Source organism: Bacillus sp. NH11B, assembly GCF_001884205.1.
GTDB classification, from domain to species: domain Bacteria; phylum Bacillota; class Bacilli; order Bacillales; family Bacillaceae_G; genus Bacillus_A; species Bacillus_A proteolyticus.
Window position 1 is genome coordinate 147,534 of sequence record NZ_MAOG01000019.1, and the last position, 24,078, is coordinate 171,611.

Here is a 24,078-nt window from a genome sequence, read left to right on the forward strand (position 1 = left end):
CTTAATTCACCCTTTCTAATTTTTCGTTGCTTGCTGTAATTAATAAGTTTAGTTTGGCTAATGCTTTTCCAGAGTCAATGCTATGCGTCGCTAGTTTAATTCCCTCTTCAATCGTTTCCGTTTTTCCGTTTGCGAAAAGAGCAAGCCCTGCATTTAATAAAACCGTATCGCGGTATACACTTTTTTCTCCGTTCAATACTCCGAGCGTAATCTTTGCATTTTCTTTTGAATTCCCGCCTCTAATTTCTTCATTTTTCACTCTTGAAAAACCGTAGTTTTCTGGTGCAATACTCATTTCAATTATTTCATTGTCTTTTAAAATAGCGACGCAGTTTTCTCCTTGTAATGATGCTTCATCTAAAAATCCACTTCCGTTTACAACGAGCGCTTGTTTTCTGCCAAGTTTCTGCAATACTTCCGCTACCGGTAATAACATATCTCGTTTATAAATACCGACAAATTGTGTTTCTAAATTAACGGGATTCGTCAACGGCCCAATTAAGTTAAAGATCGTCGGAACGTTTAATTCTTTTCTTATTTTCATAATGCGTCTTAATGCTGGATGCATCGCTGGTGCGAATAAGAAGGCAATACCTACATTTTCTAATAAATAGTCAATCTCACCAGGCGTACAGCTAATGTTTACACCGAGTTCTTCTAATAAATCAGCACTTCCTGTTTTACTAGAAACAGCGCGGTTTCCATGTTTCGCAACCTTTACGCCAGCTCCGGCAAGTACAAATGCCGATGTTGTACTAATATTGAATGTTTGCGCACCGTCACCACCCGTTCCGCAATTGTCCATCGCTCCCTTTATATGATTTGAAAACGGTAATGCCTTTTCGCGAAGAGCACGAACAAGACCGAATATTTCTTCTGCTGTCTCGCCTTTCGCTTTCAGCAATACTAAGAAAGCTGCAACTTCACTTTCCAATATGTTGTCACTTAATAAAAGGAGCCCTGCTTCATACATTTCTTCCTCTGTTAAATGTTGTCCCTCTACTAATTTTCGAAGATAACTGTTCATACTCTCTCCTCCTCTTTCACTTGTGCTAAAAAGGCACGTATTAATTTTCCGCCTTCTTCTGTTGCAATTGATTCTGGGTGAAACTGTAATCCGAAGAGCGGATAATAGTTATGACGAACTGCCATGATTTCTCCGTCATCCATCGCCGTCGCGAGTATGTCAAAGCATTGTGGTAAACTATTTTGCGCTGCGACGAGTGAATGGTAACGCATTGCCGTTAGCGGCTGCGTAACGTACGAAAAGATTGACGTTCCATTATGTTTCACACGTGATGTTTTTCCGTGTTTAATGCGCTCTGCTCTAACAATTTCTCCTCCAAATGCGGATATGATTGCTTGATGGCCAAGGCAAATTCCTAAGATGGGAACGTTCTTATAAAAGTGACGAATAACATCGATACAAATTCCAGCATCTTCTGGTTTCCCAGGTCCCGGTGAAAGCACAATTCCTTTCGGCTTCATCTCCTCTAATTGTTCAATTGTTATTTGATCATTTCTTACGACGACGATGTTTTCTTCGTACTCGCCTAATAGTTGATACAAGTTATATGTGAAGGAATCATAGTTATCAATCAGTACAATCATTTCATAACCTCCAAAAGCGCTCTCGCTTTATTTAATGTTTCCTCATATTCAGCAACTGGATCTGAATCGTAGACGATACCCGCTCCTGCCTGAACGTACGCTTTCTCATCTTTCACAACCATCGTTCGAATTGCTAGCGCCATATCAAGGTTTCCTGAGAATGAAATATATCCAACTGCTCCGGCATATACATTTCTTTTTTCATGCTCTAATGTATTGATAATTTCCATCGCCCTTATTTTCGGGGCTCCTGACACTGTGCCAGCTGGTAAACAATACGCTAGTGCATCAAATCCACTCATTCGTTTTCGCAATGTTCCGTAAACTTCAGATACAATGTGCATAACGTGAGAGTATTTCTCTACTTTCATATATTTATCTATCGTCACAGAGCCAATTTCACTTACTCTGCCAATGTCATTTCGACCTAGGTCCACAAGCATCATATGCTCTGCTCGCTCTTTCTCATTTCCTAACAGTTCTTTTTCGATTTCCTCATCTTCCTGCTTCGTTTTCCCTCTCGGCCTCGTACCCGCAATTGGGTTTGTCATCACCTTATCGTCTCTTACTGATAGTAAACTTTCTGGCGAAGAACCGAGTACAACATAATCTTGAAGATCGATATAAAACATATATGGCGACGGGTTTGCAATGCGAAGTTTTCGGTATAATGCAAATGGATCACCTTTACACTCACTTTTCAAACGCTGGGATAATACGACTTGGAATATGTCTCCGGCTCGTATATGCTCTTTCGCCGCTTCTACCATTTCGCAAAACTCTTTTTCCGTTATGGAAGAAGTGAATGATAATGTTGATTGTATTTCATTTACTTCTTCTTCTTCTCCCTTTAGCACTTCCTCTTTGTATACTTGCAACCTTTCGTATACCTCTTCATAAGAAGCCGAATCATCTTCCCTGCATACATATACAAACGGCAACTTTTGGCGTAAATGATCGTAAACGATAAACTCACGATATAGTAAAAGGTGTACTTCTGGAATATTTAATGGATCGTGTAAATCTGCTCCAATGTTTTCATATTGCCGAATGACGTCATAACCAATATAACCAACTGCTCCTCCGCAAAATGGGAATGGGCTCTCTACTTGCGATGGTGCGATTGCCTCTTCTAACACTTGCAGTACGTTACCTTGCAACTTTTCTGTTTGCCCATACACTGTTCGTTCGACTTCCATACCAACGCTTTTCACTTCTCCATACGGATTACAACCTAGGTAAGAATAGCGCCCTTTATCTTGATGAAGCTGTGAGCTTTCTAATAAAAATTTCTTATTCCCTTTCATACGTCTATATAAAGAAATTGGCGTAATGCTATCTCCTTCTTCTTCAGCGATTACTAAAAATGTTTTTCCTTGCTCTTTTTGCTTCATAAATTCCTCTTTTGTCATCATGCCTTTCACCTCACTCTGAAAAATAAAAAAAGTCCCCTACATATCGAAATATGTAGAGGACGATAAATTTACCGTGGTACCACCTCATGTTGGACGCAAAAGCATCCCGCTTTATTCAGGTACAAAATATATACCTTATCCTTGTAACGGCGGAACCCGGGTTGCCTACTGAAAATAATTGTTCAGCATACCTCTCGTAAGCCCATTCCGTATATGGCACCGCACCGGGCTCCCACCTATCCCCGGCTCTCTGTAACGTCTCCAATATACGTACTCTTCTTACTTAAACGATTTCATTTATTTAATTTTTTGTACACAAAAAGGGAGTACTCATCCTATAGAAAGGACGGGTACTCCCGTGGTGCCACCTTAATTCGTTACGAATGTAACGCACTTTGCCGTATCAAAAAATAATACGTGTCTCTTATATCGATGAGATCATGTCGCCAAAGCCTACTTCTTTCGTTTCGGTTTGGAAGCTCCGAAGCCCATTCCACATCAATTCCATACTGATTCGCACCAACCATCAGCTCTCTGACATGTTCATCATGTGTACTCTTCTTCATCAACGCTTGCATTTTTTTAAGTTGCACTCATTATATTCCTCGCATTTCTAATAAGTCAATACTTTTTCCGAAAAAAATATTTTTTCTTCATTCAATATTATATTGACAAAACAACCGGTTTTTATGTAAATATAATAAATACTCTATTAAAATTACGGTTTTTTGTCAGAAAATCATATATTACAAAAGCGAAACATTGTCAAAAAACGCTTACATTTCAGAAAATTCATATTTCTGAATGGATTTTTCTGAATAATCATGATAGATTATAAATATGCATAACGCATCAAAAGACATGACAAAAGGAAGGGGAACTACATGAGTACGCAGATGTTAACTTTAACTTCTATCTCTATTTACATGCTCGGGATGTTAGTAATCGGCTATTTCGCCTACAAACGAACGTCCAACTTAACAGATTATATGCTTGGCGGGCGTACACTAGGCCCCGCAGTAACAGCATTAAGTGCTGGAGCATCAGATATGAGCGGTTGGCTTTTAATGGGCTTACCCGGTGCAATGTTTAGCGTTGGATTAAGTAGTAGTTGGATTGCAATCGGCCTAACATTAGGCGCATACGCAAACTGGCTATATGTCGCTCCTCGCTTACGTACCTACTCTGAAATTGCAAACAACTCTATTACTATTCCAGAATTTTTGGAACACCGTTTCCACGACAAATCTCACATGCTACGCTTAGTATCCGGACTTGTTATTATGATTTTCTTTACTTTCTATGTAGCTTCAGGATTAGTTTCAGGCGCTGTATTATTTGAAAATTCATTTGGTATGAACTATCATGTTGGATTATTCATTGTAGCAGGCGTTGTTGTAGCTTACACATTATTTGGTGGTTTCTTAGCAGTAAGTTGGACAGACTTCGTGCAAGGAATCATTATGGTTGTTGCTCTTATTCTTGTTCCTATCGTAACAATTATGAATTCACACGGACTTGGACCTGCATTTGATACAATTCGATCGGTAGATCCAACACGTTTAGATATTTTTAAAGGTGCCTCTACTTTAGGAATGATTTCTTTATTCGCATGGGGCCTTGGTTATGTTGGACAACCTCATATTATCGTACGCTTTATGGCAATTTCGTCTGTAAAAGAAATTAAAAGCGCACGAAGAATTGGTATGAGCTGGATGATTTTCTCTGTTGTCGGAGCTATGTTTACTGGTCTTATTGGTATTGCTTACTATTCACAACAAGAGTTGACATTATCTAATCCAGAAACAATTTTCCTTGAACTAGGAAAAATTTTATTCCACCCACTTATTACTGGATTTTTATTAGCAGCTATTTTAGCAGCGATTATGAGTACAATCTCATCTCAGCTTCTTGTTACCTCTAGTGCTATAACAGAAGATTTATATCGTACATTCTTTAAACGCTCTGCTTCTGATAAAGAGCTTGTATTTGTCGGTCGTATGGCTGTACTTGTTATCGCCTTAGTTGGGTGCGCATTAGCGTTTAAACAAAATGATACGATTTTAGCTCTTGTTGGATACGCTTGGGCTGGATTTGGTTCTTCATTCGGACCTGCTATTTTATTAAGCTTATATTGGAAACGCATGACAAAATGGGGTGCGCTTGCTGGTATGATTTCAGGTGCCGCTACAGTAATTATTTGGACTCAATTCAAATTCTTAAAAGATTTCTTATATGAAATGATTCCTGGTTTCGCTATTAGTTTACTAGTAATCATAATTGTTAGTTTACTAACTCAACCTTCAAAAGAAGTTGAAGAGCAATTTGAGAATTTCGAAAAACAACATAGTCATAATCTATAAAAAGAAAGCTCTGCTGTTAGCATAACAGTAGAGCCTTCTTTTTATTACAGTTCGACAATCTTCTTTTCAAATTTAACAAATTCTTTATGTTTCGTTAAATTTAACATAACACTACTCCTTTATAGTATTAGTATCAGCACATATACAGAAAGGGGACTCCAACATGTTAGCAGCTTTCCAGCGACAACATATAAGAAAATTTTCACCTATCACAAATACTTCTACTTCTTGTTTAAACATACAACCTAATCCACCAAAAATTTCTATTGCTCCTTCTGTTATTTCAGTCATCGGTGTTCATATGGAAAAAAATAAGTTGAAAGTAAGAACTGGACAAAGCACTGAGTTATCAGCTTCCGTTTTGCCAGTGCAAGCAACGAATAAAGAACTTATTTGGACAAATATGAATGCTGATGTCATCACAATGTATCCAAAAGGTGATACGGTAACGATTACTGGAAAATGTGCAGGAAGAGCAGTCGTAATTGTTACAACTGCTGAGGGAAAATTTCGTGACCTATGCGTCATTCATGTACAACCTTATATGACAAATCCAAAGTAAAAGAGTGGCCACGAAGCCACTCTTTTACTTGATTTCAATGTGTGGATTTTTACTTTTAACAAGATTGATGAATTGCTCTTTATCTTTAGGAGAAATAATTTCTGTTTGATGTGCACCGTAAACAATTTCAAGTCGATCAAATGATAGTGCATGGGTTGCAATTGGATTTTTCGTATTTGAAATTTGTTTTATATCTCGTATAAATATGCGCTTTTTAACGAAACCTGATCTAATAGTAATTATTTCTTCTCCGACGATGTATTTTGTTGAAAACCAACTCCAAATAAATAATATAGCTAATGGAATTGTAAAGAATAAAAGAAAATATTCTCTCCCTGCAAATATGGGAGCAAAACACGCTCCAATGATAACGAAAAAAAATCGGATATAACCATACATCTTTTTTTGATGGAAATTCCACTAAACTTTCTCACTCTTGATTTAAGTCAATGAATCTTCTCCTCTTCCCTATTACAATGAAAACAACATTAGAATAGGAGGATATATTATGACTGAACGAAAGTACGCCTTATTTGCTGGCTCTTCTCTTCTTGTGATGGCATTCATTGCATTTTTTTCTTACGGTTTTGTTCATGGAAATCTCATTGTACAAGAAAACGCGAGTACCACATTCCATAATATCCAAACTTCAAATTCACTTTTCAAAGCAGAAATTTTCGGCTGGATTATCATTTTTATTACTGATATTGTCGCCGCGTGGGCTCTTTATTTCTTTCTAAAACCGATTCACACTAGCCTCTCATTACTAGCTACCTTGCTTCGTCTTATGTATACAACGATACTTGGAATCGCTATATTCAATCTAATATTAGTATTACTACTCTCAAAAAATACGATTGCGAATCCAGAAACATATACGATATTGTTTCTCAATGCATTCGAATACATTTGGTCTGTAGGGTTAATCATTTTCGGCTTACATCTTTTCGTTTTAGGATATGTAACTTTTCTATCTAAACAAATACCGAAATTTATTAGTGTATTACTATTCATCGCTGCTATCGGTTATATCGTAATTCACGTCATGAATACAATGTTTTCACAATATGATGCGATGATTTCCATTCTTAACGTTGTCTTTCAACTACCGATGATCGCAGGTGAACTAGGATTTAGTATATGGCTATTGATTAGAGGTGGGAAAAACTCTACTGTTTGAGTCGTTTCTTAATTCTACTTAATGATTCTGGCGTAATACCTAGATAACTTGCCAATTGATATTGAGGAACACGATTGATTAAATGAGGTCGTTTTTGTAACAATGATTTGTAGCGCTCTTCTGGTGTCGATGCAATAAATAATGTAAGTTCTTCTTGTACCTCACCAAAATTGTATTCAATCATTTGACGTGTCATTTCTTCTAACTGTGAATATTTCTTATACATGTCCTTTTCACAATACAGGTCGCCAACTACAACTAGGCAGTCTTCTAGACACGTTAATGTATGTGGGGATGATTTATCTTGTTTATGATGATTGAAATTTGCAATTGCTTGTTCTTCTGTATAAAAATTTGATGTAACTTCTTTTCCGGCTTCATCTATACAATGTTGCCTCACGCATCCTTTTAATACAAAGTAACATTTAGACGGAACATCTCCTTGTCTTAGGAGTACTGTTCCTTTTTTATATTCTTCAATTTGTAATTCTTCCACGATTATACGCTGCTGCTCTTCACTTAATGTTGTAAGCTTTGTCATGTATTTCATTAAAATATCTTTCATTTGGTCTCTCCTTCCCCTTCAATATTTGTATGGGCAACGTATGATGTAACTCCACTTTATATTATCTTTTTTCATGCTATATGGCGGGAATTCCCCCTATTGATCTGTTTTATTTTCTGCATGGAACAAAAAAAGAGAAGTTACCAATAACTTCTCTTTTCGTATATTAGAATACACTCATTATAATTCCTGTGTATAAGCCGGTTCGTTCACCACATTTTTTGATGTTCTTTTTTGTTGCTGTAGTAAGAAAACAGATACACCAAACAATACGAGCATGCTGCCGATAATTTGCATTGCGTTTAATTTTTCCCCAAGTAAGAAGAACGCTAGTATAGATGCCCCAACTGGTTCTCCTAAAATACTCATTGAAATTGTTGTTGCATTTACGTAGTTTAATAACCAGTTATTAATGACATGTGACACTGTCGGCACAATCGCAAGTAAAAGAAAAACGGTCCAGTCCCACTTCGTATAACCTGTAAAAGGTACTTGCAGCACTATATTATAAATCCCCATAAAAATCCCTGCGAATGCAAAAACTGTAAAGCTGTAAATCCAGTGTGATACTTTCTTTACTGTTGTTTGCCCGATAAATAAATAACCGACAACTGCTATCACACTTAAAAAGGATAATATATCCCCATAAATCGCTTGTTCACTTAGCCCTAAATCTCCCCAGCCAATACACATTACACCTAGTATCGCAATTCCCATTGTCGCAATAGCTGAGTATGTTGTTCTTTCTTTAAATAAGAAAAAACCTCCAACTAAAGATACGATCGGTTGAAGTGCTAAAATAATCGTCGAACTAGCAACTGTTGTATGCTTTAAAGATTCAAACCATAATAGAAAATGAAGTGCTAAAAAGAATCCAGATCCAATTAAAAATCCCCAATCTTTTATTTGAATCTTATGGAACTCTTCCCGCTTGTTCCAAACGATTGGCAGCATAATAAGTACGATAATCCATAATCGGTACATACTTAAAATAGAAGATGGTGCTGAGGACATCTTTACAAAAACTGCTGCGAATGAAATTGCTATAATAGAAATTGCTAATGGTAGCGCGATTGATTTTTCTTGTTTCAAACTCTGTCTCCCCTCTCACCTGTAAAAAATCCCACTTCATTATATCCGTTTTCTTTCATAACTTAAATACTAATTTTTTAGATTCTTCGTACCATTATGGTAAAATAGAAATTGAGGCACCTATTAGTGACTATTTCTTTCCTTTTCACTACAAGCGTCGCTCTTACAATCATAGTAAATTTTTATTTAGGGGGATATACATGAATCAAACAATAGGGAGAATTGAAGAAATTTCATTTTTTAGTACATCACTTCAAGAGGAACTTACACTTCTTGTTTATTTACCAGTAAATTACACACCTCTCCATAAGCATACGGTTGTTATTGCACAAGATGGTAGAGATTATTTTCAGCTTGGTAAAGCGCACCGTGTAATTGAGCGTCTTCGTGAAACTGAAGAAATCGACCGCACAATTATTGTCGGTATTCCATATAAAAATGTACACGATCGTAAGGAAAAATATTTCCCAAATGATGTAAAGAATGCTGCTTACATTCGTTTCCTTGCTCACGAGCTTGCTCCATATATTGATGAAAATTATCCAACGTATCAAATGGGTAAAGGACGCGTTTTAATTGGAGATTCTCTTGGCGGTACAGTTTCTTTCATGACTGCACTTATGTATCCGCATACATTCGGTAAAGTCGTTATGCAATCACCATTTGTTGATGAAACAGTCATGAACTTAGCAAAAGACTTCAAAGATCCACAGGCGTTAGAACTTTATCACGTCATTGGGACAGAAGAAACAGCTGTAAAGCGCACAGACGGACAAGTATCTGATTTCGTAGAACCAAATCGCGAGTTAAATAAACTTCTTACAGATAGAAATTTCATCACGCATTATGAAGAGTTTGAAGGGAATCACACTTGGAAGTATTGGCAAGCTGATTTACCGAAAGCTTTCTCTCATATTCTATCAATGAAATAATAGAGAGCGGTATTCAGAATAATTTGATATAATAGATAAAGAGATTTATTTTTCTCAAAATCTAACTAGACTTACAAAGGGAGGAATTGGAACATGAAATTAGGCATTGTAATTTTTCCATCTAAAATGATTCAAGATAAAGCGAACGGATTGCGTAAACGTTATGATCCGCACTACGCATTAGTTCCGCCACATATTACATTGAAAACACCCTTTGAGACGCAAGATGATCAACTAGAATCGATTGTAAACGAGTTACATACAATCGCAAGTAAAACGAACCCTTTCACCCTTCATGTTGGAAAAGTCGGTTCATTCGCACCTGTTAATAATGTCCTTTATTTTAAAGTAGAAAAAACACCTGAACTAACTTTCTTAAATGAAGAAATGCATAATGGTTTCTTTACACAAGAGCGTGAATACTCTTTCGTACCTCATTTAACAATCGGTCAAGACTTATCAGATGCAGAGCATGCTGACGTATTAGGTCGATTACGTATGAAAGATTTCTATTATGAACAACCAATCGATCGTTTCCACCTTCTATACCAATTAGAAAATGGAACGTGGACTGTACATGAAACATTCCACCTTGGAAAGGAGAACAACTAATTTGCACGCACAAATCGTACAAACAGATGAGCAGCTAAGTGATGCATTCTCTGTGCGTAAACAAGTTTTTGTGGAAGAGCAACGTGTTTCTTCTGAAGAAGAATATGATGAATTTGAAGATACTTCGGCGCACGTTGTTGTATATGACAATGACATTCCAGTCGGTGCAGGTCGCTTTCGCATTGTTGATGGAGTTGGGAAAATGGAACGCATTTGTGTACTAGCTTCCCATCGTAAAAAAGGAATTGGCAAAATCATTATGGATGCACTTGAAGCATACGCAAAGGAAGAGTCTTTACCGAAATTGAAACTTCATGCCCAAACACATGCTGAAGTTTTCTATAAAAAGCTAGGGTACGTAACAGCTTCTGATATGTTTATGGAAGCCAATATCCCGCACGTCGTAATGATAAAAGAATTATAAAGTGAAACTTTAATCAGTGGGGGTTTTGTTCATCCCCCACTGATTATCGGCCTTCACCAATCGGGCGTTTACGGGCAGTTGATCTCCCACCTGAATTTTGAGTTTGGAGTTTTGCTGCCCGCAAATAGCGGGATAAATTTGTAGCAGGAGGTAACCCCTCCTGTTTTTTACATTGCTATTTTCTTTTTCTTCCGCTAAAGTTAAATGTTGATGCTATAGTTTTGAAGGTGAATATATGACACAAGAAAAATTTTCACAAAAATCGTTAACACATGCTGGCATTCCGCAAGCGACATATCATATTCCGAAAACGTCTACCCATTTAATTATGGAGGAAGATGCAGATGCAGCGTACTTCCGTGCTTTAGAACAGCAAGGTATTTATTTGAATGAAAAACAATTAGAAGCAGTGCAAACGACAGAAGGACCTGTTCTTACACTAGCTGGCGCTGGAAGTGGTAAAACATCTGTTTTAACAACTCGCGTTGGTTATTTAGTTAATGTAAAACATGTTCATCCGCGAAATATTTTACTGCTTACGTTTACACAAAAAGCAGCTGAAGAAATCCGAAGTCGTGTAGCAAACTTGCCTGGTATGAATCATGCTGCAAGTAGCTATGTTGTTGCTGGTACATTCCACTCTGTCTTTTTAAAATTGCTTCGTAGTCAAGGATATAATCAGCAAATTTTAGCAAATGAAAAACATAAACAAATTATGATAAAGAAAATTTTGAAAGAATTGCGCTTAAAAGACGATTATGATGCTGAAACGATACTCGCTATGATTTCACTTGAGAAAAACAAATTGAATCGTCCGAAAGATGTAAAAGCGAAGACACCGGTTGAACAAGAATTCAAAGAAGTATACGAACGTTTTGAAGAGGTAAAACAACGATACAATTATATCGATTTTGACGACATCTTATTAGAAACGTATTATATGTTAGAAAATAATGCTCCTTTGCTTACTCAATTGCAACAACGTTTTCACTACATTGAAGTAGATGAGTTCCAAGATACATCGTATGCACAATATGAAATTGTAAAATTATTAGCCACGCCAAGAAATAATTTATTTATCGCAGGTGATGACGATCAAGCGATTTACGGCTGGCGAGGAGCAAGTCACCAAATTATTTTATCTTTTCCAAAAGAATTTGATAATACAACGATTATTGCGCTTAATACGAATTATCGATCCAATCCATTTATCGTCGGACTTGGAAATGAAGTTATCAAGTTAAATCAAGAACGTTTTGATAAAGAGCTATATTCTGTTCGTGATGAAGGTGTACAACCATTTTACGCACGACCAGCTACAACTCTTGATGAAGCAAATCAAATTTTGCAGCTCATTCAAGAGAAGGTAGATAGCGGTGAGCGAAACTATAAAGATTTTTGTTTACTGTATCGCACACATTCTGTAAGCCGTTCGTTACTTGATCAGCTTACAATTCATAAAATCCCGTTTATTAAACACGGTGCGAGTCAATCATTTTACGAGCACTCTTTAATTAAGCCTGTATTAGATCATTTACGACTCGTGCTAGAACCGTTTCGCCTAGAATCTCTTTCTAACATATTGCCGACGATGTATATCGGCCGTGATGAATGTATTTCATTTATTGAACGGGAGCAATGGAAATATGGTGAAGGGCGTTTCCCTTCTCTTCTTCATTTCTTATTATTAAATCCTAGCTTGAAACCTTTTCAAGTGAAAAAGGTAAATGAGCGCATCGATTTTATTAAATTTATAAAAGAATTAGAACCGAAAAAGGCATTAAAAGAAATTATTCATGGTAAAGGAAAATATTTAGAGTACTTACAAAGTAACGATCGTTCTTCCTTTACGATGCATAAAGACATACAAGAAGAAATGTTAGAAGAATTAATGGAGTCTGCAACTCGTTTCACCGATATTCCAGCTTACTTACAATTTATTGACGAGGCGATTCAAGGTCAAAAAGAAATGGAAGCATTAAAAACAATGCCGCAAAAAGATGCCGTATCACTTATGTCAATTCATAACGCGAAAGGCCTTGAGTTTCCATGCGTCTTTTTACTTGGTGCCAGTGATGGTATATTGCCGCACACTTCTTCTTTAAAAGATGCAAATGACCGTGTGACGGATACTTCTGAAGCATTAGAAGAAGAAAGACGATTACTCTATGTCGCCATTACACGCGCTAAAGAAGAGCTTTATATTTCCTCCCCGCAATTTTTTAGAGGAAAGAAACTAGATATATCTCGTTTTTTATATACTACGCGAAAAGATTTACCTGAAAAGACATCCATTAAATAAGGGTGTCTTTTTGCATATCACGTTATGTACATCCCCTCTATATAAATTCCCTGTTTCTATCCTGAGAATTAACGTAATATCAATCATATCCCGTTCATATTGTAATAGTGTATGTCAGAACTCACGATAAGGAGTGAACATAATGAGCTGCAATTGTAATGAAGATCATCATCACCATGATTGTGATTTCAACTGTGTATCTAATGTCGTTCGTTTTATACATGAACTACAAGAATGTGCAACTACAACATGCGGATCTGGTTGCGAAGTCCCCTTTTTAGGAGCACATAACACTGCATCAGTAGCAAATACACGCCCTTTTATTTTATACACAAAAGATGGAACACCTTTTGAAGCATTTGCACCATCAGGAAGTCTTGTTAGCTGTAGATCTCCAATTTTTCGCGTTGAAAGCATTGATGATGATGATTGTGCTGTGCTACGTGCATTAGCGGTAGTGCTAGGTGATGGTTCCTCTGTACCACCTGGTGACGATCCAGTTTGTGCGTTTTTAAATGTTCCAAATTCCAAATTAATATCGACCCCTGCTTGTCTGACAGTTGATTTAAGTTGTTTCTGCGCTATTCAATGCTTACGTGATGTTACGATTTAAAACTAAATAACGATTTAAGCATGGATTGGGTGGCAGAAAACTCTGCCACCCAATCCATGCTTAAAAGGTATTATTATGTTTTTTTCATAAAATTGGGAACTTGTCTAGAACATAGAACCTGTCCTTTTCATTAACTGAAAGTAGAAACAGATAAAGGAGTGAAAAACATGTTCTCTTCTGATTGCGAATTTACTAAAATCGATTGCGAGGCAAAACCAGCTAGTACACTACCTGCCTTCGGTTTTGCTTTCAACGCTTCTGCACCTCAGTTTGCTTCATTATTCACACCATTACTTTTACCTAGCGTCAGCCCAAACCCGAATATTACTGTTCCTGTTATAAATAATACAGTAAGTGTCGGAGATGGCATTCGAATTCAAGTAGCTGGTATTTATCAAATCAGTTACACATTAACAATTAGTCTTGATAACGTTCCTACCGCACCAGAAGCTGGTCGTTTCTTCTTATCATTAGGTACACCGGCTAACATTATTCCTGGATCAGGTACAGCGGTTCGTTCTAACGTTATCGGTACTGGTGAAGTAGACGTATCCAGTGGTGTTATTCTTATTAACTTAAACCCTGGTGACTTAATTCAAATTGTACCAGTTGAGTTAATTGGAACTGTAGATATCCGTGCTGCTGCATTAACAGTTTCACAAATCAGCTAGTAAAAAGCGGTATTTCTGTATTAGAAATACCGCTTTTCATATGTATAATAAAAAACACTCACAGTAACATGAGTGTTTCATTCTTCATATTGTTTTATTATGTTCTTTTTTTTTCCACAATTACATCCCTTTTTTTTCACAAACCCTTGTTGCTGCAATTGTTCTTGATATGCTTGTTGTTGTGCTTGGTGTTGTTGCTGTATATTATACCACTGCTGCAGGTCATATAAATTTTGCCTTGGATTATTGCTCACAGCAAACATCTCCTCTACTGTCAATTCTGTCTATTCACTATATGAACAACTCCTTATTTCCGTTCCCTCATTCTTTTAAACTCCGCTTTTTCTCGTATTATAAAAATATATTATTCTCCCATAAAATATCCTGTTACGGTTTCAATGATCGCTGCTGCACCTGCAATAGCTAATAATGCAAGTAACGGCTCTGCAACGATAGGAATCCACTTATATAAAACTAATAAAAAAGCACTAACCCATACACCTGTACACCAATAACAGCTTAATAATTCGCCAATCCATTTTCTTAATCCTTTACCTTTTACTTTTGTAAACGTTGATACACTTCCATCAGGCTCTGTAATCTCTAATTCATCAATAAACGGTCTTCGCAAAAAGGCTGTAATTTTATCATAAACAATTAAACGAGTAAGCCTAAAAGCAGCTAATGCGAAAATAAAAAATAAAAGCCAACTTGTAAACAGCATGTTTCCACCTTCCCTTATCTTCTTTCGCCTATTTAAAAAAAAAGGTCTTGAGATTGTGACCAAATCTCCTCGACTCCAATATCTTATTAATGTAAATACAAACAAGAAGATAAGGAGTGACATTAATGAGTTGTAACGAAAATAAACACCATAGCTCTTCACATTGTGTGGTTGACGTTGTAAAATTCATCAATGAACTACAAGATTGTTCTACTACAACGTGTGGATCTGGTTGTGAAATCCCATTTTTAGGAGCACACAATACTGCATCAGTAGCAAATACACGCCCTTTTATTTTATACACAAAAGCTGGAGAACCTTTTGAAGCTTTTGCACCATCAGGAAGTCTTTCTAGCTGTAGATCTCCAATTTTACGTGTTGAGAGCGTAGATGATGATAGCTGCGCTGTACTACGTGTATTAACTGTAGTATTAGGTGATGGTTCTTCTGTACCACCTGGTGACGATCCAATTTGTACGTTTTTAAATGTTCCAAATGCGAGATTAAAATCGACATCTACTTGCCTTACTGTTGATTTAAGCTGTTTCTGTGCTATTCAGTGCTTACGCGACGTTTCTATCTAAATAAGTAAAACAAAAAACTATTGGGGTGGTAGAATCCTTCTACCACCTTTACATATTTATAAACCGGCCATATCAATTGATTTTATATCTTCTATAGATAACCTAATATCTCTCATACTATTTGGCGGCATAATTGATACGACCCCCTTTCGATACGATATTATCGATCCGACATATGAGACCGTCACTGTTTTTATTCTGCACCTTACTTTTGGAATATAATGAGGGCGGTTTAATAAAAAGTAAATTTTTTCTTCATTATTCATATCCTTAAATGATTTATTATATGGGACTGTTCTCACTGGCTCTTGCTGTTCTTGCTGCTCTTGTACTTGCTCCGCTTCTTCTATTTTTTCTTCTACTTGCTGCTCTTCTTGTTGTTGTTCTATTACCTCTTCCACAGCACTACTTACAACATTTTCGTTTCTATTACTTTCCTCTTTTTGATCCTCATTTTCAAAGTTTGTTAAGATAATTCTTTTTATTTTCGGTGCAGCAAGTTCTAAATTTACTTGCGTAATATATAACAACGGTTTTCCAACTGTTGAACTTTTATTTTTATTCTTCACACTCGTCCCTCCCACTTCCATACGTAGCTGAATAAATCGTGTACTATTATAGTTATATTCATAACGTGGTAAGAACTTTCGTTAAAAATCGTTCTTTCCAAGAACAAATAAAAAGGACAATCTCAACATTTAGAGATTGTCCTTTAAAAATTAATATTATATTTATCCTAAAATATGATATCCTGAATCAACGTGAATGTTTTCTCCTGTTACGCCGCGTGCTAAATCACTGAATAAGAATACCGCTGTATCGCCAACTTCTTCTGGAGTTGTTGTACGACGCAGTGGTGCACGCTCTTCGATTTCTCTTAAGATTGAGTTGAAATCGCCTACGCCCTTCGCAGATAACGTACGAATTGGTCCTGCAGAAATAGCGTTAACGCGAATGCCATGTTGACCTAAATCGTTCGCTAAATATTTCACGCTCGCTTCTAATGAAGCTTTCGCAACACCCATAACGTTATAGTTTTTCACAACGCGCTCGCCACCAAGGTATGTTAAAGTTAAAATATTTCCGCCTTCTGTCATTACTTTCTTCGCTTCTCTTGCTACAGCTGTTAAAGAGAATGCACTAATATTTTGTGCAAGTAAAAATCCATCGCGAGAAGTATCTACAAATTCACCTTTTAAATCGTCACGATTTGCAAAAGCAATACAGTGTGCAACACCGTGAATTGTACCAACTTCTTGCTTAATCGTTTCAAAGCAAGCTGTCAGTTCTTCATCATTCGTTACATCACAAGGTAATACAAGTGATTCTTGTCCTTCTAATGTGTCCGCTAATTCACGAACGTTTCTTTCTAAACGTTCTCCTGCATATGTGAAGATTAATTTTGCACCTGCATTATGCAAAGAGCGAGCAATTCCCCATGCAATACTTCTTTGGTTCGCAACGCCCATAACAACAAATGTTTTCCCTTGTAATAGTTCCATGATATATCCTCCCAGAAATACTTATACTTGTTATTAGTACCTGATACTATGATTATAGTACCATAAAACCGCTTAAAGGCAAACAAAAAAGTCATTAACATAAATTTGTTAATGACTTTTTGTTTCTATAAAAAAACGCTCTAATCCTTCTTCCCAAGAAGGCATTTGTGCAAAACCATTTAACCTGAGCATACTATGTTGAAAGATAGAATATTTTGGCCTTGCAGCCGCCGATCCAAATTCTTCGGTTGAAACAGGTAATACATTCACTTTCATATTTGCATACAAAAATATTCTTTGAGCAAATTCAAACCAAGAACATGAGCCTCTATTTGATACATGATACGTACCGTATAAAGAAGTATGAATGAGCTTATTAATAATCATATTTAAATCTGCCACATACGTAGGAGAACCGATTTGATCCGCTACAACAGATAGTTCTTCTCTTTCCTTACCTAATCGCATCATTGTCTTCACAAAATTATTTCCATACTTACCATATAGCCACGATGTACGAACGATAAAATATTTATTATGTAACTCTTTGACGAACTGCTCCCCCGCATACTTAGAAGCTCCGTATATATTTATCGGCGCTGGACTATAAAATTCATCGTATCCATCCGGTCTGTCGCCCTGGAATACATAATCGGTACTAATATAAACTAACTTTGCTCCTACTAATTGTGAAGCAACCGCTATATTTCGAGCTCCTATTGCATTGATTAAATAAGCAAGATCCTGTTCTTTCTCAGCATGATCAACCTCCGTATACGCTGCACAATGAATAATTATATGTGGATTTATTTCTTGTACCACTTGCTGAACTCGGGATATATTTGTTACATCTAGTAACTTTTTATCAAATGGATATATGTCATATTCTTCAGGATTTAACTCTTCTTGCAGTTGCTTTCCTAATTGACCATTTGCTCCTGTTATGATAACTCGCTCTTTCATTTACATGCCCCTTACTGTTACTGTTCTTTTAGTGGCTTCCACCATTCCTTATTCTTTTCATACCAATGCACCGTCTCTTGTAATCCTTGTTCGAACGTATACTTCGGTTCCCAATCAAATTCGTTCTTCATTTTCTCTGCATCAATCGCATAACGGCGATCGTGCCCTAAACGGTCCCTAACATATTCAATGTCTTTTTTTGTTTTTCCTAAGAGAGTAATAATTTGTTCCACAACTTCTACATTCGTTTTTTCGTTATTTCCACCTATGTTATATACTTCTCCTACACGTCCCTTATGCAAAACAATATCAATCGCACGACAATGATCTGTTACATGTAACCAGTCTCTTATATTTAAGCCATCACCATATAACGGTAGTTTTTTCCCTTCCAGTGCATTCGTAACCATTAATGGAATTAACTTTTCAGGATATTGGTACGGTCCATAATTATTGGAACAACGCGTTACTATAACTGGCAATTGATATGTTTTATAATAAGATAAAGCTATCACATCTGAGCTCGCCTTACTTGAAGAATACGGACTATTTGGAGCTAAGGGGGTTTCCTCAGTAAACTTTCCTGTTTTCCCTAAAGAACCGTATACTTCATCTGTTGATACTTGCACGAACTTAATATGCGGATACTTTTTCACTAATTCTAATAAAGTGACTGTCCCGATTACATTCGTATCGTAAAAGGGAATCGGATTTTCAATACTACGGTCCACATGTGATTCAGCTGCAAAATTAACAATTACTTGCACATCACGCTCTTTAATAACATGCTCCAGCAGCTCTCCATTTTGAATTTTCCCTTTTACAAAAGAGTAATTAGGATGCTCTTGAATAGACTTTACATTATTCAAATTCCCGCTATATGTTAATGCATCGAAATTAATGATTTTATATGTTTCATAGCTTTGCAGCATGTAATGAACAAAATTACTTCCAATAAATCCAGCTCCACCTGTTATTAATATATTCATAAACAACTCTCCTACTTAAAAACTATCTTCATATTCCTGAAGTGATGGTAATATTCGATCCTTATCAGATAAAATAGGATCTGTTACCGGCCATGGAATTGCTAATTCTTTATCCTCCCAAAGTAATCCCGAGTCATGCTGTGCACTATAATACTCATCTACTTTATACATAACAATAGTATGTGGAACAAGCGTACAAAACCCGTGCGCAAATCCTTTTGGCACCAATAATTGCCGGTGGTTATCCGCACTTAAAATATACCCTTTCCACTGTTTAAATGTTGGTGATTCTTTTCGTAAGTCTACGATAACATCATAAATTGCCCCTTGCATAACTTGAATGAGTTTCGTTTGTGCTTTCGGATTTTTTTGAAAGTGTAATCCCCGAATCGTTCCCGACCTAACCGAATAAGACACGTTATCCTGTACAAATGAATACGTAATCCCTAATGTTTCTAGCACCTTCTGATTATAACTTTCTGTAAAAAATCCTCGATCATCTCCAAATAACCTCGGTTCTAACAATTTCGCATCGGTAAAATTTGTTTCTATAACTCTCATATTTTCACCTATTCTCCGTTAAACTGTTTTCCAAGGTTTATATCTCGGGCTAACGTATTCGCCCTTTGAAGAGAAGCATGAGTTCCCGCATCCGTCCACCAGCCGCTCATTTCGTTATAAGTAAGTATCCCTCGTTTTAAATACCAATTATTTATATCTGTAATTTCAAGTTCTCCCCTTGCGGAAGGTTTTAATTCTTTTATAAAAGCAAAAACTTTCGAATCATACAAATAAATTCCCGTAACAGCATAGGAGCTTTTCGGCTTTTTCGGCTTTTCTTCAATTTCAATTATTTTTTTGTTTTGAATATGCGCTACGCCAAATCGTTCAGGATCTTCTACAGATTGAAGCAGTACTTTTGCACCTTCTTTTTGCTTTGTAAACTCTTCAACATATGGACGAATATTATCTGAAAAAATATTATCTCCTAATATAACTACCATGCGATCGTTCCCAATAAAATCCTCACAAAGCCCTAACGCTTGTGCAATTCCGCCCGCTTTATCTTGCACACGATACGTAAAGGACACACCAAATTCGTGACCACTTCCTAAGAAACTAACAACATCTCCCATATGTTCTTTGCCTGTAATAATCATAATATCTGTAATCTCACATTGTTTCATCTTATATACCGCATGATAAATCATTGGATACCGCCCAACAGGAAGCAAATGTTTATTTGTTACTTTCGTTATTGGATATAGTCTCGATCCAGTACCACCTGCTAAAATAATTCCTTTCACCCTGCATCTCTCCCTTACGATGGAGATAATATATCTTTATAATGTTCTACAAACACTTTCCGGTACTTCTCGTATATATCCGCATCAAATTCATCTCCGTTGTAATGAATACACCATAGATTTGCTTGATTAGGGATACCTACTAAATAACCAGCCTTTTGAAACTCTAAAGACTGTGACACATCATAAAAGTGGAATCCTTGAAACAAATCTTCGCGCCACGGAATATCAAACTGCGTTGCCATTAGCAAACCATCAATTGCCTGAACTGACATAAATGACTTATTTCCATAATACTCCTGGTCTAAATTTAATAATTGATAATTCTGTCTTCTGTACTCAATCACTTTCCCTACTAAATTTTTTCCTTCCCACCATATCCCATTACTCGGTAAAAATTGCGCACCAGCTACTCCAATTAAACCAAGCTTTTCATTATCTTTAAAAAGAGAAATGAGTGTATAAAACATCTCCCGATTAATAAGATAAGTATCTTGATGTATATATACTTTATACTTCGCCGGATATGAAAGTACTCGGTTGTACGCACTTGCCATACTTTTTGCATCTCGTATCGGAAAAATTTGCACAACATAACCAGGGGGAACAAAAATATTTCTTATTTGTCTCTCGCATTGCTTGAAAAGCTCTTCATTATTTATACAAACAACGACTAATATTGTATGATCTTTCATTTTTGTAGCCCCTTTATTCTTCCTTATTTACATCTGACATATAGTGCTCCACAAATACTTTCCTATGCTTTTCATAGTTCGTCATATTCACATCGAAATGATAATGAATACACCACGCATCACGTTGTACAGGTACACCGATTGTATATCCTGCTTTTTTAAATTCAAATGATTGAGATACATCATAGAAATCAAACCCGTCAAATAAGTCTTCTCGCCATGGAATATCGTATTGTGTCGCCATCAATAAACCGTCAATACATTCAACAGGGATAAACGTTTTTGATTCATGAAATGGTTGCTCTAAACCTGCCATATAAAACAAATCGTTCATATAACCAATGACTTTTCCAACAATCCCACGCCCTTCATTCCATACGCCAGTTGGAGGAACATATTGCGCTCCTACCATCCCAATCATCCCAAGGTGTTCATGTTCCTCAAATAATTGAATTAATCCATATAAAAAAGCTCCATTTATAATAAAAACATCTTGGTGCAAATACACTTTATACTTCGCCGGATGTGAAATGGCTTGATTGTATCCGCTCGTCATACTTTTTGCATTTCGAATCGGCATAAATTGTACAAGATACCCAGGAGGTACTGCCAATTGCAATATATGTCGCACACATTGTGCATACAATTTCCGATCATTTATACACGTAACAAATAATATTGTTTTTTCGGCAGTACTCATACTTGTGATTTTTCTGCTTCAATAATATATTGAAACACAACCGTCTCAGCCATGAAGCCACTTCCAAGACGATATTTTTTACAAATTCCATATAACTCTTCAATAAGTGGCTCATACTTTTTATGGTCAATATATACACGATCTACTTTATTAATAGAATATCCTGCTTTTAAAAACATTCTTAGCATTTCATTAAAAGTAAAGAAGCGTACGTGCTTTTTATCTAGTAAGCCATATTCTGTATACGTCCAATTTCCAGAAAGTAAGGGAGCTAATACTGAAATGTGAGCAACATTTGGTATACTAGCTAAAATTACACCATTTTGTTTTATATATGGTTTTACTTTTTCTATTACAGCCCACGGATCGAATAAATGCTCTAATACATCCCCAAATATGACGCAATCAAATTGCTCCTCCTCATATGGCATATCCATTGTCTCTATATCACCTAAAACAACATGATCCAGCTTTTCTTTTGCTTTTTCCGCTGCTTCTGGAAATGCCTCAATACCTGATACACGTGTGCCATTTTCTTTTATAACCGCTCCTAATGCACCACTAGAGCAACCAATATCAAGAACTTCTTTCCATTCCTTTTTTATGTGCTTTAATACATTCGGATTCGCTGCATTATAATAATAATCGGATTTTTTTTCATATAAAGAACTTTTTTCGCGATTCATTTCACACACTCCTTATGCAAATTGAATTTGAAATATACATCTTACAAAAGATGTCACCTCTACCGATTTCATTACTAATACTCTAATATATAGCCAATCTATCATCATTAGAATAATAACAAGGTATTTCCTAAAAACAGCCTACATTACACTTTATATTGTTTATCAAAAATACCTCGAAAATATTTGCGGTTATATTCGATTGCAGCATTATTCGGAACGTAAGAAGCTGCTAATTCATTGTAATAATAAGCTTTGTCTTGCTCTCCTAACTTGCTATAGCAAATACACATTTGCAAATATGGAAGCCATGTGTAGCTGGCTGGACTGTGAAATGGACTATCCGCTGCTAGTGGTACTTCCGTTGCTAGTTTAAACCAAAAGTTCGCCTCATTATATTTTTGTTGTTCCATGTATATATATCCTATTCTTGTACAATTCTCTCCTCTAGGGATATCGTACCGAAACGACTTTACACAAGATTCAATTGCCTTCTCCCACATTCCGAGCTTTGCATAACAATCCCCTAACTTACCGCACGCATAAATTTTCTCTTCATACCATCCTTCGTCTTGATTTAGAAATGTTTCATAGAGAAGAACCGCATCGTTAAATTTTTCGTTATCCATAGACTCATTCGCGTAATAAAACAAATCTCTTGTACTCAATTCTTCTCCTACTGCTACAGTATTTTGAAAAATCTTCAAATTACGATCCGTCACTTCCTTTTCCTTTTTATGTGTAACAGCAACGTTACTATTATAGATTTCACCGGAAACAGCTAAATACTCATGTACCTTACCAAACCATTGAAACTGTTTTTCACGCTTTACAAGTCGATATCTTTTTGTGCAATAAAGGGGTTTCCCGTTAGAATCCATTACAAGATGATACGGCATCGAAACAGCATCTACTTTAGAATCTAATTCCCTTTTTAAAAGTTTCAATGCTTCTTGAGCATCCTCTAATAATACGTCATCTGCATCTAGCCACAATATATATTCTTGCGTCGCTTTTGAAAAAGAAAAATTTCTAGCTGCCGCAAAATCATCAATCCATTGGAAATCATATATATTAGGAGTGTATTTCTCTACAATTTCTTTCGTTTGATCAACAGAACCTGTATCAACTACTACAATTTCATCAACAATTTTTCCAATCGCATCCAAACATCGAGCTATTGTCTTTTCCTCATCCCGAACTATCATACATAAACTAATTGTAATGCCTTGCTTGTTCAATATAATCACCTTCTTCCAACTCAATCATATGTTATACAAATACAAAACTTTCCACTTTTTTATATTGTTCAAGCCATTTTAGAATTCTTTTCAATAATTCAAATGTCTGTGTCATTTTCTTACGACTTTGCATCTACTATATAATGAAAGCTTTATGGAGGTGAATTTATGTCAAATAATAATTATTCAGATGGCTTAAATCCCGATGAATTATTATCCGCTAGTGCATTTGATCCTAATCTTGTAGGACCGACTTTACCGCCAATACCGCCGTTTACCCTTCCTACAGGGCCGACTGGTGCCACTGGACCAACTGGGCCGACCGGACCGACTGGGCCAGCTGGT

28 protein-coding genes, 1 pseudogene and 2 other annotated features are annotated in these 24,078 nt (G+C 36.4%); of the genes and pseudogenes, 11 read left to right on the top strand and 18 right to left on the bottom strand.

Annotated features, from left to right (window positions below; translation table 11 throughout):
* Position 1 precedes the first annotated feature (1 nt).
* Genes trpD through trpE form a run of 3 tightly spaced genes read right to left on the bottom strand, consistent with a single transcriptional unit; the run spans position 2 to position 3,026 of the window.
* Positions 2-1,027, bottom strand: coding sequence for an anthranilate phosphoribosyltransferase (trpD, locus tag BAU27_RS05130; RefSeq protein ID WP_071770279.1), 1,026 nt, complete (start codon positions 1,025-1,027; stop codon positions 2-4).
* Positions 1,024-1,611: an anthranilate synthase component II gene (locus BAU27_RS05135; protein WP_071770280.1), complete on the bottom strand. Its 588-nt coding sequence runs from the start codon at positions 1,609-1,611 to the stop codon at positions 1,024-1,026. The genes trpD and BAU27_RS05135 overlap by 4 nt, the downstream gene beginning before the upstream one ends.
* Entirely contained in the window at positions 1,608-3,026 is a 1,419-nt protein-coding gene (trpE, locus tag BAU27_RS05140) for an anthranilate synthase component I (RefSeq protein WP_071770281.1), read from the bottom strand. The genes BAU27_RS05135 and trpE overlap by 4 nt, the downstream gene beginning before the upstream one ends.
* 52 nt (positions 3,027-3,078) lie before the next feature.
* Positions 3,079-3,323, bottom strand: a binding site (T-box leader).
* A gap of 42 nt (positions 3,324-3,365) precedes the next feature.
* Positions 3,366-3,604 (bottom strand) — a binding site (T-box leader).
* A 306-nt stretch (positions 3,605-3,910) separates the two neighbouring features.
* Here trpE and putP point away from each other — a divergent pair.
* Both putP and BAU27_RS05155 read left to right on the top strand, forming a co-directional pair.
* Positions 3,911-5,389: a sodium/proline symporter PutP gene (gene putP / locus BAU27_RS05150; RefSeq protein WP_071770282.1), complete on the top strand. Its 1,479-nt coding sequence runs from the start codon at positions 3,911-3,913 to the stop codon at positions 5,387-5,389.
* Between the two features lie 163 nt (positions 5,390-5,552).
* Entirely contained in the window at positions 5,553-5,951 is a 399-nt protein-coding gene (locus tag BAU27_RS05155) for an Ig-like domain-containing protein (RefSeq protein WP_071770283.1), read from the top strand.
* Positions 5,952-5,975: 24 nt separating this feature from the next.
* Here BAU27_RS05155 and BAU27_RS05160 read toward each other — a convergent pair.
* Positions 5,976-6,372 (bottom strand): annotated as a pseudogene (locus BAU27_RS05160) (PH domain-containing protein).
* A gap of 87 nt (positions 6,373-6,459) precedes the next feature.
* On the opposite strand from BAU27_RS05160, the gene BAU27_RS05165 reads away from it, so the two are divergent.
* On the top strand, positions 6,460-7,131 hold the full coding sequence (locus tag BAU27_RS05165) for a DUF4386 domain-containing protein (protein WP_071770284.1): 672 nt from the start codon (positions 6,460-6,462) through the stop codon (positions 7,129-7,131).
* On the opposite strand, the gene BAU27_RS05170 is transcribed toward BAU27_RS05165, so the two are convergent.
* Complete coding sequence (locus tag BAU27_RS05170) at positions 7,121-7,696, bottom strand: Crp/Fnr family transcriptional regulator (RefSeq protein ID WP_071744674.1); 576 nt, start codon at positions 7,694-7,696, stop codon at positions 7,121-7,123. The genes BAU27_RS05165 and BAU27_RS05170 overlap by 11 nt on opposite strands.
* A gap of 180 nt (positions 7,697-7,876) precedes the next feature.
* On the bottom strand, positions 7,877-8,788 hold the full coding sequence (locus BAU27_RS05175) for a DMT family transporter (protein ID WP_071744673.1): 912 nt from the start codon (positions 8,786-8,788) through the stop codon (positions 7,877-7,879).
* Positions 8,789-8,988: 200 nt separating this feature from the next.
* On the opposite strand from BAU27_RS05175, the gene BAU27_RS05180 reads away from it, so the two are divergent.
* The 6 genes from BAU27_RS05180 to exsF all read left to right on the top strand — a co-directional run bounded on the left by BAU27_RS05180 (position 8,989) and on the right by exsF (position 14,342).
* Entirely contained in the window at positions 8,989-9,720 is a 732-nt protein-coding gene (locus tag BAU27_RS05180) for an alpha/beta hydrolase (RefSeq protein WP_001076836.1), read from the top strand.
* 93 nt (positions 9,721-9,813) lie between these two features.
* Positions 9,814-10,332, top strand: a complete 519-nt coding sequence (locus BAU27_RS05185) for a YjcG family protein (protein ID WP_000765866.1) — start codon at positions 9,814-9,816, stop codon at positions 10,330-10,332.
* A gap of 1 nt (position 10,333) precedes the next feature.
* Positions 10,334-10,756, top strand: coding sequence for a GNAT family N-acetyltransferase (locus tag BAU27_RS05190; RefSeq protein WP_071744671.1), 423 nt, complete (start codon positions 10,334-10,336; stop codon positions 10,754-10,756).
* Between the two features lie 235 nt (positions 10,757-10,991).
* Positions 10,992-13,058 carry an ATP-dependent helicase gene (locus tag BAU27_RS05195; protein ID WP_071770285.1) on the top strand — a complete coding sequence of 689 codons (2,067 nt, stop codon included), beginning with the start codon at positions 10,992-10,994 and terminating at the stop codon, positions 13,056-13,058.
* Between the two features lie 142 nt (positions 13,059-13,200).
* Positions 13,201-13,671 (top strand): CotY/CotZ family spore coat protein, encoded by a 471-nt coding sequence (locus BAU27_RS05200; protein ID WP_071770286.1) that lies wholly within the window; start codon positions 13,201-13,203, stop codon positions 13,669-13,671.
* A 167-nt stretch (positions 13,672-13,838) separates the two neighbouring features.
* Positions 13,839-14,342, top strand: coding sequence for an exosporium protein ExsF (gene exsF, locus BAU27_RS05205; protein WP_071770287.1), 504 nt, complete (start codon positions 13,839-13,841; stop codon positions 14,340-14,342).
* Between the two features lie 77 nt (positions 14,343-14,419).
* Here the strand turns inward: exsF and BAU27_RS05210 are convergent, their stop codons facing one another.
* Positions 14,420-14,605 (bottom strand): cytochrome C oxidase subunit III, encoded by a 186-nt coding sequence (locus BAU27_RS05210; RefSeq protein ID WP_071770297.1) that lies wholly within the window; start codon positions 14,603-14,605, stop codon positions 14,420-14,422.
* Positions 14,606-14,706: 101 nt separating this feature from the next.
* Positions 14,707-15,066 carry a DUF1360 domain-containing protein gene (locus tag BAU27_RS05215; RefSeq protein WP_071744666.1) on the bottom strand — a complete coding sequence of 120 codons (360 nt, stop codon included), beginning with the start codon at positions 15,064-15,066 and terminating at the stop codon, positions 14,707-14,709.
* A 125-nt stretch (positions 15,067-15,191) separates the two neighbouring features.
* On the opposite strand from BAU27_RS05215, the gene exsY reads away from it, so the two are divergent.
* The gene (exsY, locus tag BAU27_RS05220) at positions 15,192-15,650 is read left to right on the top strand and encodes an exosporium assembly protein ExsY (protein ID WP_071770288.1); all 459 of its coding nucleotides are present in this window, start codon (positions 15,192-15,194) and stop codon (positions 15,648-15,650) included.
* 56 nt (positions 15,651-15,706) lie between these two features.
* Here exsY and BAU27_RS05225 read toward each other — a convergent pair whose 3' ends face one another.
* The 10 genes from BAU27_RS05225 to BAU27_RS05270 all read right to left on the bottom strand — a co-directional run bounded on the left by BAU27_RS05225 (position 15,707) and on the right by BAU27_RS05270 (position 23,736).
* The gene (locus BAU27_RS05225; protein ID WP_083595874.1) at positions 15,707-16,240 is read right to left on the bottom strand and encodes a CotO family spore coat protein; all 534 of its coding nucleotides are present in this window, start codon (positions 16,238-16,240) and stop codon (positions 15,707-15,709) included.
* A gap of 141 nt (positions 16,241-16,381) precedes the next feature.
* Positions 16,382-17,152 (bottom strand): enoyl-ACP reductase FabI, encoded by a 771-nt coding sequence (fabI, locus tag BAU27_RS05230; protein ID WP_000421885.1) that lies wholly within the window; start codon positions 17,150-17,152, stop codon positions 16,382-16,384.
* Positions 17,153-17,260: 108 nt separating this feature from the next.
* Positions 17,261-18,115, bottom strand: coding sequence for a dTDP-4-dehydrorhamnose reductase (gene rfbD, locus BAU27_RS05235; RefSeq protein ID WP_071770290.1), 855 nt, complete (start codon positions 18,113-18,115; stop codon positions 17,261-17,263).
* Positions 18,116-18,132: 17 nt separating this feature from the next.
* Positions 18,133-19,104 carry a dTDP-glucose 4,6-dehydratase gene (rfbB, locus tag BAU27_RS05240; protein WP_071770291.1) on the bottom strand — a complete coding sequence of 324 codons (972 nt, stop codon included), beginning with the start codon at positions 19,102-19,104 and terminating at the stop codon, positions 18,133-18,135.
* Positions 19,105-19,119: 15 nt separating this feature from the next.
* Positions 19,120-19,665 carry a dTDP-4-dehydrorhamnose 3,5-epimerase gene (gene rfbC / locus BAU27_RS05245; RefSeq protein ID WP_071770292.1) on the bottom strand — a complete coding sequence of 182 codons (546 nt, stop codon included), beginning with the start codon at positions 19,663-19,665 and terminating at the stop codon, positions 19,120-19,122.
* An 8-nt stretch (positions 19,666-19,673) separates the two neighbouring features.
* Complete coding sequence (locus tag BAU27_RS05250) at positions 19,674-20,411, bottom strand: sugar phosphate nucleotidyltransferase (protein ID WP_071770293.1); 738 nt, start codon at positions 20,409-20,411, stop codon at positions 19,674-19,676.
* Positions 20,412-20,425: 14 nt separating this feature from the next.
* Positions 20,426-21,106: a glycosyltransferase family protein gene (locus BAU27_RS05255; protein ID WP_071744659.1), complete on the bottom strand. Its 681-nt coding sequence runs from the start codon at positions 21,104-21,106 to the stop codon at positions 20,426-20,428.
* Between the two features lie 13 nt (positions 21,107-21,119).
* Positions 21,120-21,806: a glycosyltransferase family protein gene (locus tag BAU27_RS05260; protein WP_071744658.1), complete on the bottom strand. Its 687-nt coding sequence runs from the start codon at positions 21,804-21,806 to the stop codon at positions 21,120-21,122.
* Positions 21,803-22,492 (bottom strand): class I SAM-dependent methyltransferase, encoded by a 690-nt coding sequence (locus BAU27_RS05265; RefSeq protein ID WP_071770294.1) that lies wholly within the window; start codon positions 22,490-22,492, stop codon positions 21,803-21,805. Before BAU27_RS05265 ends, BAU27_RS05260 begins: the two co-directional genes overlap by 4 nt.
* A 146-nt stretch (positions 22,493-22,638) precedes the next feature.
* Entirely contained in the window at positions 22,639-23,736 is a 1,098-nt protein-coding gene (locus tag BAU27_RS05270; protein ID WP_071770298.1) for a glycosyltransferase, read from the bottom strand.
* A 165-nt stretch (positions 23,737-23,901) separates the two neighbouring features.
* Here BAU27_RS05270 and BAU27_RS05275 point away from each other — a divergent pair.
* On the top strand, positions 23,902-24,078 hold a 177-nt coding region (locus BAU27_RS05275; protein WP_139254605.1), incomplete at its 3' end, for an exosporium leader peptide-containing protein.

Coding starts and splice junctions, on each gene's coding strand:
- trpD (WP_071770279.1), bottom strand. CDS start 1,027: ATGAACAGTTATCTTCGAAAATTAGTAGAGGGACAACATTTAACAGAG.
- BAU27_RS05135 (WP_071770280.1), bottom strand. CDS start 1,611: ATGATTGTACTGATTGATAACTATGATTCCTTCACATATAACTTGTAT.
- trpE (WP_071770281.1), bottom strand. CDS start 3,026: ATGATGACAAAAGAGGAATTTATGAAGCAAAAAGAGCAAGGAAAAACA.
- putP (WP_071770282.1), top strand. CDS start 3,911: ATGAGTACGCAGATGTTAACTTTAACTTCTATCTCTATTTACATGCTC.
- BAU27_RS05155 (WP_071770283.1), top strand. CDS start 5,553: ATGTTAGCAGCTTTCCAGCGACAACATATAAGAAAATTTTCACCTATC.
- BAU27_RS05165 (WP_071770284.1), top strand. CDS start 6,460: ATGACTGAACGAAAGTACGCCTTATTTGCTGGCTCTTCTCTTCTTGTG.
- BAU27_RS05170 (WP_071744674.1), bottom strand. CDS start 7,696: ATGAAAGATATTTTAATGAAATACATGACAAAGCTTACAACATTAAGT.
- BAU27_RS05180 (WP_001076836.1), top strand. CDS start 8,989: ATGAATCAAACAATAGGGAGAATTGAAGAAATTTCATTTTTTAGTACA.
- BAU27_RS05185 (WP_000765866.1), top strand. CDS start 9,814: ATGAAATTAGGCATTGTAATTTTTCCATCTAAAATGATTCAAGATAAA.
- BAU27_RS05195 (WP_071770285.1), top strand. CDS start 10,992: ATGACACAAGAAAAATTTTCACAAAAATCGTTAACACATGCTGGCATT.
- BAU27_RS05200 (WP_071770286.1), top strand. CDS start 13,201: ATGAGCTGCAATTGTAATGAAGATCATCATCACCATGATTGTGATTTC.
- exsF (WP_071770287.1), top strand. CDS start 13,839: ATGTTCTCTTCTGATTGCGAATTTACTAAAATCGATTGCGAGGCAAAA.
- BAU27_RS05210 (WP_071770297.1), bottom strand. CDS start 14,605: ATGTTTGCTGTGAGCAATAATCCAAGGCAAAATTTATATGACCTGCAG.
- BAU27_RS05215 (WP_071744666.1), bottom strand. CDS start 15,066: ATGCTGTTTACAAGTTGGCTTTTATTTTTTATTTTCGCATTAGCTGCT.
- exsY (WP_071770288.1), top strand. CDS start 15,192: ATGAGTTGTAACGAAAATAAACACCATAGCTCTTCACATTGTGTGGTT.
- BAU27_RS05225 (WP_083595874.1), bottom strand. CDS start 16,240: ATGGAAGTGGGAGGGACGAGTGTGAAGAATAAAAATAAAAGTTCAACA.
- fabI (WP_000421885.1), bottom strand. CDS start 17,152: ATGGAACTATTACAAGGGAAAACATTTGTTGTTATGGGCGTTGCGAAC.
- rfbD (WP_071770290.1), bottom strand. CDS start 18,115: ATGAAAGAGCGAGTTATCATAACAGGAGCAAATGGTCAATTAGGAAAG.
- rfbB (WP_071770291.1), bottom strand. CDS start 19,104: ATGAATATATTAATAACAGGTGGAGCTGGATTTATTGGAAGTAATTTT.
- rfbC (WP_071770292.1), bottom strand. CDS start 19,665: ATGAGAGTTATAGAAACAAATTTTACCGATGCGAAATTGTTAGAACCG.
- BAU27_RS05255 (WP_071744659.1), bottom strand. CDS start 21,106: ATGAAAGATCATACAATATTAGTCGTTGTTTGTATAAATAATGAAGAG.
- BAU27_RS05260 (WP_071744658.1), bottom strand. CDS start 21,806: ATGAGTACTGCCGAAAAAACAATATTATTTGTTACGTGTATAAATGAT.
- BAU27_RS05265 (WP_071770294.1), bottom strand. CDS start 22,492: ATGAATCGCGAAAAAAGTTCTTTATATGAAAAAAAATCCGATTATTAT.